The organism is Geodermatophilus sp. SYSU D00691 (genome assembly GCF_054050275.1).
Genome location: NZ_JBJGYZ010000039.1, coordinates 44,125 through 55,676, shown reverse-complemented (window position 1 = coordinate 55,676; position 11,552 = coordinate 44,125). Strand labels below are relative to the sequence as shown.

Here is an 11,552-nt window from a genome sequence, read left to right as displayed (position 1 = left end):
CCCCCCCCCCCCCCCCCCCCCCCCCCCCCCCCCCCCCCCCCCCCCCCCCCCCCCGCCCAGGCCCCCCCCCCCCCCCCCCCCCCCACCCCCCCCCGCCCCCCCCCCCCCCCCCCCCCCCCCCCCCCCCGGGGGTCGAGCCGAGCGGGCAGCTGCCGCTCGCGGCGATCGAGTCGCCGGTTGCTGGTGCTCACGTCAGGTCCTCACGTCGGGCCGGAGGGCTCCCGGCGACCACCTGGGTGCCCTCCTGCGGCGTGTCGTGACGATACGTCCCGGACGCATCCGGTCCGGGACATGACGCAGGGTGTGCCAGCACTGCAATCCCGTTCATCACACTGACCCCGTCCGTGCCGGACGCCGCCGTCCGCGCCGTCGTCGGTCGGGCGGCGGTGGCAGGACCGTCAACGCTCGCGCGGCGTCCCGTGGTTCCTCTCGGAGCGTCGGGGTGAACCGGTCCGTTCGACCGGAACACGGGTGCCCCCGGTGCGGATTTCCCATCTCCACGGCGGGTCGTGGACGTTCCGTGACCGGCCGGTGACCTAGCCTTCACGGGTCCATCGTCCGGTTCTCAAGTCACCCGCCCCGAGCGCCGATGTCATCGACGGTGGGGAGACGCCCGTCCCCCCACCGTCGTGCCGGCAGGCTCAGGCCATCGGAGGACCACCCCGTGCGCCGTACTTTCGCGCTCCTGGCGACGTTCCTCGCCGTGACCGCCACCGTGCTCGTGCTGCCCGTCTACGCCGCTCCCTCGCCGGAGGCGGTGCCCGTCGAGACGTCGAGCGACGAGGTCCCCATGGGCTCCGTCGCCGAGCCGGCCGGCGAGGCGGAGGTGCAGGAGGGGACGACGGAGCCGGTCGCCGGCGTCGCCGACACGGTTCCCACGCTGACGGTGACCGAGACCGACACCGACGAGTTCTCGCTCGTCGGTGTGACCTGGGCGCACGATCCGGCGGTCACCGACACGGTGGTGAAGATCCGCGTGCAGGACGGCTCCGGGAACTGGGGCGACTGGACCGAGGTCACCGTCGAGGACGCCGAGCAGAACAGCTCCGCCGACTCCGGAGCGGAACTGCGCGGCGGGACCTCGCCTCTGTGGACCGGCCCGAGCACCGGGGTCGAGGCCGAACTGGTCACCCGCTCGGGCGCCCAGCCGACCGACGTCACGCTCGACCTGGTCGACCCGGGGGAGAGCGAGGCGGACGGTTCGCTCGGGGCGGCCGACATCCAGGACACCGCGGACGCCGCCATGGCCATGCCGGCGGTCTACTCGCGCGCCCAGTGGGGCGCCGACGAGAGCATCCGGACGTGGGATCCGGAGTACGCCTCGACCCTGAAGGCGGCGACCGTCCACCACACCGCCGACAGCAACAACTACACCGCCGACGAGGTCCCGGCGATCATGCGGTCGATCTACCGCTACCACACGGTCAGCCGCGGCTGGGGCGACATCGGCTACAACGTGATCGTCGACAAGTTCGGCCGGCTGTGGGAGGGCCGCTACGGCGGCCTGGCCAGCACGGTCGTGGGCGCGCACGCCGGCGGGTTCAACACGTACACGTTCGGTGTCTCGATGCTCGGCAACTACGACGTCGCGGAGCCGCCCCGGGGTGCGCTGGACGCGGTCGCCGACATCATCGCCTGGAAGTTCTCGCTGTACGGCATCGACCCGCGGGCCACCACGCAGCTGACGTCGGGCGGCGGCGGCACCGCCCGGTGGGGGGCCGGCACGGTCGTGACCGTGCCGACCGTCTTCGGGCACCGCGACGTCGGGAACACCGCCTGCCCGGGCCGCTACGCCTACGCCCACATGGACGGGATCCGCGCCCGTGTGGCGGCTCAGGTGGACTACACCATGTCGGCGATCGAACGCCGGTACCTGCGCGAGCCGGACCTGCGCGCCTCGCTGGGCGCGCCCGAGGGTGGGGAGCAGTACGGGGACGGCTACGCCTGGCAGGAGTACGAGAACGGGCGGCTCTACTGGTCCGCGACGGCCGGCGTCCACCTGATCCGCGGTGACATCCTCAAGAAGTTCATCGCGCTGGGCGGGGCCACGGTCCTCGGTGTGCCGTCGACCGACGAGGGCGTCGCCGGTGGCTGGGGCGCGTTCAACCACTTCGAGAAGGGCGTCTCGATCTACTGGAAGCTCGAGACGGGCGCCCAGCCGGTCCGCGGTGGGATCCGCGAGCGGTGGATGGCCCTGAACGCGGAGTGGCGCCTCGGCTACCCCACCGCCGCGGAGACCCCGGTGAGCGGTGGGTACCGGCAGGACTTCACCAACGGCTCGATCTACTGGTCGGCCGCCACCGGCGCGGCCTTCGAGCTCCGCGGCGGCATCGCCACCGCGTGGACCGACCAGGGTGGCCTGTCGACTCTAGGCTTCCCGGCCAGCGGGGAGAAGTACGTGTCCGGCGGCACGGTGCAGGAGTTCTCCCGCGGCTTCACCCTCGCCTGGACCCCGGCGGGCACCTACCGGGTCCAGGGCGGGATCCGCGAGGCCTGGCTCGGCCGCGGCGGCGCGACCGGTGCCCTCGGCATGCCGCAGACCAACGAGTTGGCGACGTCTGGCGGTGGCGGCTTCTACACGACCTTCACCGGGGGCTCGATCGTCTGGACGCCGTCCGCGGGCGCCGTCGTCCTGACCGGCCCCATCGGCGACCGGTGGAAGGCGGCCGGCGGGGTCAACTCCTCCCTCGGCCTGCCGACCGGCCCGCAGCGGGCGACCGCCGACGGTCGCGGCCAGGTCGTCACCTTCACGTCGGGTGCGGCGATCTACCACTCGACCGGCACCGGCGCTCACGTGGTCCGCGGTGGCATCGGCGCCCGGTGGGCGGCGATCGGCGGCCTCAGCCGGCTCGGCTTCCCGGTCACGGACGAGACCGCGCTCGGGCGCGTCGGCGGGTGGTACCAGCTCTTCGTGGCCGGCAAGATCATGTGGTCCGGTACCACGGGGGCCTGGGAGATCTACGGCGCCATCGGCGCGAAGTACGACTCCATGGGCGCCGAGTGGTCGTCTCTCGGCCTGCCCACCAGCGGCGAGTACTGGATCCCGGGTGGTTCCCGGCAGAACTTCCAGCACGGCACGCTCACCTACAACGCCTCGACCGGTGTCGTGACGGCGGCGCCCTGATGGTCGCCTCCCCTCGACGGCTGGGTGGGAGCGCTCGCCGGGCGGTCCGGATCGCGGCGACCGCCGTCGTCGTCGTCCTCGGCCTGTCCCTGGTGGGCGGGTCCGGCCCCGCCGGTGCCGCGGCGACCGACCGGGTCACCTTCCCTGCCGACGGCGTGGTCAAGCTGGCCGGGCACGGCTACGGCCACGGCCGGGGGCTGAGCCAGTACGGGGCGAACGGCGGCGCCCGGTCCGGTGCGACGTCGGCGCAGATCCTCGACTTCTACTACCCGGGGACGGCGAGCGTCCGGTCGGCCCCGTGGGGCGTCAAGGTGCAGGTCACCAACGACGGCGACGACGTCCTCGTCCTGGCGGACGCCGGCCTGGCCGTGCACGACCTCGCCACGGGAGGCGGCGGCGTCCTGCCCGGCGGTCCGGTCGCCTGGCGGATCGTGCGGTCCGCCGGGAAGTACGGAGTGCACTTCCAGCAGCCCGACGGGCACTGGGAGGCCTGGACGATCGGCGGCAGCCAGCTCTTCGACGGTCCGGTCCAGTTCTCCGGCCCGGCGATCGTCCGCGTGGTGCGGCCGGGCGACGTGCGAGGCTACCGCGGCGCGGTGCTCGGTGTGGCGAGCGGCACCGGGCTGGTCACCGTGAACAACCTGTCGCTGCAGGACTACCTGCGCGGCGTCGTGCCGCGCGAGATGCCCGCCTCGTGGCCGGCCGCGGCGCTGGAGGCGCAGACGGTCGCAGCGCGCAGCTACACGGTCGCGAAGATGCTGCGCAAGCCCGCCGGCCAGTACTGGGACATCTGCGACACCACCGCCTGCCAGGTCTACGCCGGCGCGCGGACGTGGGTGAACGGCGCGCTGACGCTCAAGGAGGAGGCGTCCACCGACGCCGCGATCAACGCCACCGACGGGATCGTGCGGCAGAGCGGCGGCGCGACGATCCTCGCCGAGTTCTCCTCGTCCAACGGTGGCTGGACCGTGGACGGTGGAGTCGCCTACCTGCAGGCACGGCAGGACCCGTGGGACGGCGTGGTCGCCTCCGCGGCGCACTCGTGGTCGGCCTCGCTGAGCAAGGCCACGCTCCAGTCGGCGTTCCCCTCCGTCGGCACGCTGGTCTCGCTGGAGGTGACCAGCCGCGACGGCCGCGGCGAGTGGGGTGGGCGCGTGCTGACCGTCGTCCTGCGCGGGGTCAACTCCTCCGGCGCGGCCACCGCGGTCACGGTCACGGGCAACCAGATCCGCTCGGCCGCCGGGCTGCGCAGCAACTGGTTCACCTTCGACGTCCCCCTGTCGGCGATCGAGACGCGCTACCAGGGCGACTCCGCGCTGCGGTCGGCGCTCGGCAACCCGGTCGGCACCGAGGAGTACGGCAACGGCTTCGCCTTCCAGGCCTACGAGCGGGGCCGGCTCTACTGGTCGGCCGCCGCGGGCGTCCGCCTGGTCAAGGGTGGGATCCTCGAGGCCTACCTCGCGGCCGGCGGTGCCGAGCGGCTGGGTGTCCCCACCACGGACGAGGGCCCCGCCGGCAGCGGCGGCGCGTTCAACCACTTCGCGAACGGCGCGTCGATCTACTGGAGCTCCGCGACGGGCGCCCAGCTCGTGCGCGGGGCGATCCGTGACCGCTGGCTGGCCATGGGTGCGGAGTGGAGCCTCGGCTTCCCGACGTCAGCAGAGGTGCCGGTCGCCGAGGTCACCGGCGCGGTCCGCCAGTCGTTCACCGGTGGGTCGGTCTACTGGTCGGCGGGGACGGGTGCGCACGAGCTGCGCGGTGGTCTGGCCACCGCGTGGTCCGCGGCCGGCGGGCCCGGTCGGCTGGGCCTGCCCTCCACCGGCGAGACCGCCGTGGCCGGCGGTGCCTACCTGCAGAGCTACTCGCGTGGCTTCACGCTCGTCTGGAAGGACGGCGCTGCTCGCCTGGTCGGCGGCGGCATCCGCGAGGCGTGGCTGGCCAGGGGCGGGGCCATGGGAGCCCTCGGCCTGCCCACCTCCGATGAGGCCGACACGCCCACCGGCGGTGGGCGGTACTCCACCTTCTCGGCCGGGACCATCGTGTGGACCGCCTCCGCAGGAGCCGTCGTCCTCACGGGTCCGATCGGCGACCGGTGGACGGCGCTCGGCGGGCTGAACTCCGACCTCGGGCTGCCGACCGGTCCGCAGCGGGCGACCGCGGACGGGCGGGGCCAGTACGTGGCCTTCGCGAGCGGTGCCGGCATCTACTGGACCACGGGCGCCGGGACGGCCTACCGGGTCGGTGGCCCGCTGGGGCAGCGCTGGACAGCGATGGGCGGCGCCAACGGTCTCGGCCTCCCCGCCATGGAGGAGGCCGCGCTCGGCCGGGGGAACGGCACGTACCAGGTCTTCGCCAAGGGCAAGATCATGTGGTCGGCCGCCACAGGTGCTCACCCGGTCTACGGCGCCATCCAGACGAAGTACGACTCCCTCGGGGCCGAGTGGTCCCGGCTGGGCCTGCCCACCCGAGGGGAGTACGCCGTGCCGAGCGGCACCCGGGCCGACTTCCAGGGCGGATGGATCGCCTGGAACTCCGCAACCGGCGTCACCACGGTGACCTACCTGTAGGTCCGCCTGCGGGGGAGGGACCCCGGCACGGAGACCGTGCCGGGGTCCCCCGGTTGGTCGGTGAGATGGCCGGGAAGCCGGACAGCGCCGACCACCCCTCCCCGGACCGGGCTCCTCCTCACCTACGGGCCACTCGGTCGCCCACCACGTCCGCCAACCCCTGGGTGCGGCGCCGGTGAGCGCTCGCGTCTCCGTGAGATCGACCGGTGCCACGGGGTCGGCGAGAGCGCGACCGTCCCCCGGTCGAGCGGCAGGAAGCCGTCGACGACGTGCCCGCTCCACGGTGACCATGCCCCTCAGGGGGAGGGCGACGAGCGGACGGCCACCTGCGCCGCCTTCCTGACCCGGGCGGTGGCCTGGTCCACCACCCACGGCGTGACCGTCACCCGCGTGCTGACCGACAACGCGCTGGGCTACCGCCGCGCGGCCGCCTGGATCACCGCCTGCGAGCAGCTGGGCATCGCCCGCCGGTTCATCCGGCCCGGCCGGCCGTCGACCAACGGCACGGCCGAACGGTTCAACCGCACCCTGCAGACCCCATGGGCCTACGCCACCGCCTGGACCTCCGACGACGAGCGCACCGCCGCCCTGGACGGCCGGCTGGCGCACCACAACGCTGCCCGGAGCCACTCCGCCCTCGGAGGCCGCCCACCGGTCAGCCGCCTCGCCGCGTGAACGACGACAGCCAGGGGCAGATCCAGACAGACGCCCTCGGCGCTCTGCGGGACGCCCTCGTCCTCTCGAGCAGCGGTCGCGACCATCCGCGCCCCGACGTGTCCGGTGCACGACGACCGAGCGGCCGGTCCTCGGAGCGAGGACCGGCCGCTCGGCGGTGCGACGGTGTCAGGCGGGGCGGGCGCTGCCCGTGGGCTCAGGGGTGCGGTTCCCGTCCCCGTTCGGACCGGCTGTGGCAGGGGCGGACGAGGACGGGTCGTCGACCGGGAGCGGCGCGGGGGATGGGTGGCCAGGCTGCCGAGCCCCGGCGTCGTCGCCCTTCCCGGCCCGGTACCGGGCGATGAGCCGCCGGCCCATGAGCTGGCCCGGCTTCTCGATAAAGTGGTAGGTCAGTGCGGACGCTCCGATGGTCACCGCCACGAGCCCCGCGTAGAGCACGGGGCCGTCGACGTCCGGCAGCGGTAGGACGAGGACGAGGGCGTGCACCAGGTAGACGGAGTAGCTGATCGTGCCGAGGTAGACGAGCACACGGGGGAAGCGGAACCGGCGCAGCAGGAACAACGCCCCGAAGGTCAGGTACGCCGAGACGAAGGTGCCGGCCTCGGTCCACCACCGCGGGACCGTCCCGGTCAGAGGTTCGGGTGAGCCCACGTGGTAGCGGTGCTCGACGAGGGTGATCGCCACCACCGCGAAGGCGAAGACCCCGACGGCCGTCCGCCGGGGCAGTTCGCCGACGTCGTAGCGGTAGAGAACCGTGCCGAGGAACATCGAGCCGAGCAGGACCAGCGAGAACCACAGGTCGTGCGGCCGGTTCAGCAGGAGCAGGAGGACGGCGACGGTGATCGTCAGCGCCACCGAGCGCTGACCGCCGCTGAGTCGCGGGACGACCACGACGACGGCCAGGGCCAGCAGGCCGAACACGACCGCGGCCCACGATCGGATCTGGTACTGCACCAGGAAGTAGGGGACGAGGAAGCCGCCGAGCACGAGCGCCGAGACGTACAGGCCGGTCGCGATCCCTGCCGACCGGCGGTGCCAGCCCAGCATGAACAGCACCGTCATGAGCAGGTAGAAGACCATCTCGTAGCCGAGGGTCCACGACGCGCCGATGAACAGCGGCCGCCCCGTGAAGATCTGCAGCATCGAGGCGTTGACCGCCGTGTCCCACACCGGGTGGAAATTGGGGTTCGGCAGGGCACCGGGGACGGTGCGCACGATGACGACGGTGAGCAGCAGGAGCGACAGGTAGAGCGGGAAGAGCCGGAACGCGCGGCCGATCCAGAACTCCTTGAGGTCGCCCCGACGCTCCATCGATGCCGGGATGATGAACCCGCTGCAGACGAAGAAGACGACGACGCCGAATTCGCCGGGCCGCCACCAGAGGTGCGAGAAGGACACCAGCTGGGGCCAGATCACCTCACCGAGGTGCTGCAGGGCCACGACGAGCGCCGCGATGCCACGCAGGGTATCGAGGAACTCGAGCCGGCCGTTCTTGGTCCGGGCCGCGTGCACCTTGTCGCCGGCCCCCGTCTCCGGGGCCGGGCTCTGCATGGCGTCGGTGGTCAACACTGGGCTCCCTGTGTGGCTCCGCGGGCGCCGCCGGCGGTCGGACGGCCCGCGCCGACGGGCGGGGGCGTGGCGGTCCCGGTCGGGAAAGCTACCCGCGGGATGAGGCGGAACGCTCCTTATCGCAGGTGGCCGGAGTGGCGTGTGTCCGCTGTGACCCCTGGTGCCTCATGCCGATGTGGCGGACCGGTACGCCTCGGCGGTCGCGGCGGCGCAGCGCTGCCAGGTGAACGCGGCCGCCCGCGCCTGCCGGACCCGCCGCCCCGCCTCGTCGTCCGGCGCGGCGCTGACGCGGCGCAGCCCCTCGGCCAGCGCCTCCGGGTCGGTCGTGTCCACGTGGTCGCCGCAGTCCCCGAGCACCTCGCGCAGGACCGGCAGGTCGCTGGCCAGCACCGGCGTCCCGGCCGCCATCGCCTCCAGCGCCGGCAGCCCGAAACCCTCGTACCGGGTGGGGAAGACCAGTGCCGCGGCGCCGGCCACCAGCGCCCGGAGGTTCTCGGCCGGCTGGTAGGGCAGCAGGAGGACGTCGCGGTCGTCGACCACGTCCTCGCCCCACCCCGGAGGCCCGACCAGCACCAGCGGCAGCACGCCGCCCGCACCGGCCGCGCGGTGCGCGGTCAGCAGCATCCCCAGGTTCTTCCGCGGCTCCCGGGTGCCGACGGCGAGCAGATAGCGGTCGGGCAGACCGTGCCGGCGGCGCCACTCCGCCGACGGCGGGACGGCGTCGAACCACGCGCCGTCCACGCCCAGCGGCGTCGGCCGGACCCGGTCCGCGGGCACGCCGAGGTCCTCGACCACCTCGGCCGCGACCGCCGCGCTCGGGGTGAGGACGGCGTCGGCCTCGCGCGCCTGACGGCGGATCAGGCCGGCGATGGCGGCGGTCCTCGCGTGCACGAGCTCCGGGTAGCGCAGGAAGGTGAGGTCGTGCACGGTGACCACCCGGCCGACCCGGCGCGCCGGCGGGCCGACGAAGTTGGTCGCGTGGAGCACATCGGTGCGGGGGAGGAGGAGCCCCGCCCCGGGTCCCCTCCCGGCCGTCCAGAGGCGCTGCAGCGCACGAGCGGGGAGTATCCGGTGCAGCCAGTCGCCCGGCTGGACGTCGGCCGGCCGCCCGCCACGCCGGACGGTGAACGCGTACAGCCGCGGCCGGACGCCGGGTTCGTCCCGCAGGGCGGCGTACAGGTGGGCGACGTACTGGCCGACGCCGGTCCGGGGCCCCAGCAGCGGGGTCCCGTCGAGGATCACGTCCATGGGGGGCTCACGATAGAGGCGGGACGGCGGTGGCCTGCGGGGCCTGGTGTGACTCACCGGTCCGTCGCAATGGGCACGCGCGCAACCACGGCACGCTTACCCTGAACCGACGTCAGGGTTCGACGATTGGGACTTCTCATGGCTACGACAGGCACCGACGTGCGGTCATCCGACGGCGGTCCGCCTCCCCGTCTGCTCGACGAGGCTCCGGCGCCCGTGGCGCGGGCGGAGGCCGTCGAGGCGCTGCCCATGGAGCGGGTCAACCCGCCCCGCCGGTTCTTCCGGGGCGCCCTGCACGACGCGCGCGACATCCTGCGCTACCGGGAGCTGCTCGCCCAGCTGGTCCGCAAGGAACTGAAGGTCAAGTACAAGGACAGCGTCCTGGGCTTCTTCTGGACGCTGGTCCGGCCGATGACCCAGCTGATCATCTACTACCTGGCCTTCACCATCTTCCTGGGGAACAGCCAGCCGGCCTACGCCATCTTCATCTTCTCCGGCCTGGTCGTCTGGGGTCTGTTCACCGACATCGTCGGCGGCTGCACCGGCTCGATCGTCGGCAACGGCGGGCTGCTGAAGAAGACCTACTTCCCGCGCGAGATCTTCCCGCTGTCGGTGGTGGGCGCCGCGCTGGTCAACTTCCTCCTGCAGATGATCGTGCTCTTCGCCGCGCTGGGGATCGCCGCGCTGGCGGGATTCCGCGTCGTCCCCACCTGGGACCTCGGCCTGGTGCCGCTGGCGCTGGTCGTCTGCCTGCTGTGGGGGCTGGCCCTGGGGCTGTTCCTCGCGGCGGCGACCGTGTACTTCCGCGACCTGCAGCACCTGATCGAGATCGTGCTGCTCGCCCTGTTCTGGCTGGTGCCGATCGTGTACCCGGTCACGCTGCCCATCCACAACTTCACCGAGAGCGGCCACACCACGTTGCTGGAGATCTACCTGGCCAACCCGATGCTCAACGTCGTCACGGCGTTCCAGCGGGCCTTCTACACCATGGGGCCGGAGTACACCTTCGACGGCAACCTCTGGGCGCGCCTGGGGGTCCTGGCCGTCGTCGGCCTCGGCGCCCTCTGGCTGGCCCAACGCTACTTCGCCCGCGCGCAGGGCGACTTCGCCCAGGAGCTGTGACATGACGACGGTCATCCGCGTCTCGGACGTCAGCAAGAAGTTCTCGCTCAACGCCAACAAGTCGCTCAAGGAGCGGCTGGTCAACGCCCGGCAGACGCAGACCCATCGCGAGGAGTTCTGGGCGCTGCGCAACATCGACCTCGAGATCGCCTCGGGCACCTCGCTCGGCCTGATCGGCCACAACGGCTCGGGCAAGTCCACCCTGCTCAAGGTGATCGGCGGCATCCTCAGCCCGACCACCGGGCTGGTCGAGCGGCGCGGCCGGCTGGCGGCGCTGCTCGAGCTCGGCGCCGGCTTCCACGGCGACCTCACCGGCCGCGAGAACGTGTACCTGAACGCGTCGATCCTCGGTCTGTCGAGGGCCGACACCGACAAGTACTTCGACGCCATCGTCGACTTCTCCGGCATCGAGGAGTTCCTCGACACCCAGGTGAAGTTCTACTCGTCGGGCATGTACGTGCGGCTGGCGTTCGCCGTCGCCGTGCACGTCGACCCCGAGATCCTGCTCGTCGACGAGGTCCTGGCGGTCGGCGACGAGGCGTTCCAGCGCAAGTGCCTGGAGAAGGTGCGCTCCTTCATGCGCGAGGGGCGAACCGTCGTCTTCGTCACCCACGCCCTCGACCTGGTCCGCGACCTCTGCGCCCGGGCGGTGCTGCTCGACCACGGCGTGGTGCAGTACGACGGGGCCCCGCAGCAGGCGATCCGGATGATCCGGGACACCTTCAACGAGCAGGCCGAGGCTGAGGCGGAGGCCGCGGCGGCCAAGGAGCAGGCCAGCGCCGCCGGCGTCACCACCTACACGCCGATGAGCATCACCGACGTCGTCATCACCGACGGGGCCGGTAACCCGAAGACCGAGTTCTCGCCCGGCGACCCGTTCGGCGTGGAGTGCACGGTGACCTCGCCGAAGCCGGTGACCGACTGGGCCGTGGGCATCAAGATCGAGAACCACATGGACCAGAACTGCTACGCATCGAACACCCACCTGATGGGCCACCAGCTGGAGCCGATCGACGGCTCGCGGCGGGTGGTGTTCAACTACAGGTCGATCCCGCTGGTCGAGGGGCCGTACCACGTGACCCTGGCCGCCCACGGCATCAACGGGCCGCACTACGTCCGGGTCGCGCGGATCCGCAACTTCAAGGTCATCGACTCGGAGTGGCAGGACGGCATCGTGCGGATGCCCGCCACGGTCGACGTCCTCCCGCTCGACAAGCCATCGGTCGTGGTCGCGTGAGCGCCCGGGC

General features: G+C 72.7%; 7 protein-coding genes. 5 read left to right on the top strand and 2 right to left on the bottom strand.

The genetic code is table 11. From position 1 onward, the window contains the following. The first annotated feature begins 664 nt into the window (after window positions 1–664). From ACI797_RS23345 to ACI797_RS23335, 3 genes are all read left to right on the top strand, one after another. Window positions 665–3,124, top strand: a complete 2,460-nt coding sequence (locus ACI797_RS23345; protein ID WP_456861894.1) for an N-acetylmuramoyl-L-alanine amidase — start codon at window positions 665–667, stop codon at window positions 3,122–3,124. Next, complete coding sequence (locus ACI797_RS23340; protein WP_456861892.1) at window positions 3,124–5,691, top strand: SpoIID/LytB domain-containing protein; 2,568 nt, start codon at window positions 3,124–3,126, stop codon at window positions 5,689–5,691. The genes ACI797_RS23345 and ACI797_RS23340 overlap by 1 nt, the downstream gene beginning before the upstream one ends. Window positions 5,692–6,066: 375 nt before the next feature. Then, window positions 6,067–6,366 carry an integrase core domain-containing protein gene (locus ACI797_RS23335; protein ID WP_456861890.1) on the top strand — a complete coding sequence of 100 codons (300 nt, stop codon included), beginning with the start codon at window positions 6,067–6,069 and terminating at the stop codon, window positions 6,364–6,366. A gap of 168 nt (window positions 6,367–6,534) precedes the next feature. On the opposite strand, the gene ACI797_RS23330 is transcribed toward ACI797_RS23335, so the two are convergent. After that, complete coding sequence (locus ACI797_RS23330; RefSeq protein ID WP_456861888.1) at window positions 6,535–7,932, bottom strand: acyltransferase family protein; 1,398 nt, start codon at window positions 7,930–7,932, stop codon at window positions 6,535–6,537. Between the two features lie 168 nt (window positions 7,933–8,100). Then, a complete protein-coding gene (locus tag ACI797_RS23325) occupies window positions 8,101–9,183 on the bottom strand; it encodes a glycosyltransferase family 4 protein (protein ID WP_456861886.1) in 1,083 nt (360 codons plus the stop codon). Window positions 9,184–9,399: 216 nt separating this feature from the next. Here ACI797_RS23325 and ACI797_RS23320 point away from each other — a divergent pair, with 216 nt between their 5' ends. Together ACI797_RS23320 and ACI797_RS23315 are read left to right on the top strand one after the other, a co-directional pair. Next, window positions 9,400–10,305, top strand: coding sequence for an ABC transporter permease (locus tag ACI797_RS23320; protein ID WP_456861884.1), 906 nt, complete (start codon window positions 9,400–9,402; stop codon window positions 10,303–10,305). Window position 10,306: 1 nt separating this feature from the next. Then, complete coding sequence (locus tag ACI797_RS23315; RefSeq protein WP_456861882.1) at window positions 10,307–11,542, top strand: ABC transporter ATP-binding protein; 1,236 nt, start codon at window positions 10,307–10,309, stop codon at window positions 11,540–11,542. The last annotated feature ends 10 nt before the right edge of the window (window positions 11,543–11,552 follow it).

Coding starts and splice junctions, on each gene's coding strand:
- ACI797_RS23340 (WP_456861892.1), top strand. CDS start 3,124: ATGGTCGCCTCCCCTCGACGGCTGGGTGGGAGCGCTCGCCGGGCGGTC.
- ACI797_RS23325 (WP_456861886.1), bottom strand. CDS start 9,183: ATGGACGTGATCCTCGACGGGACCCCGCTGCTGGGGCCCCGGACCGGC.
- ACI797_RS23315 (WP_456861882.1), top strand. CDS start 10,307: ATGACGACGGTCATCCGCGTCTCGGACGTCAGCAAGAAGTTCTCGCTC.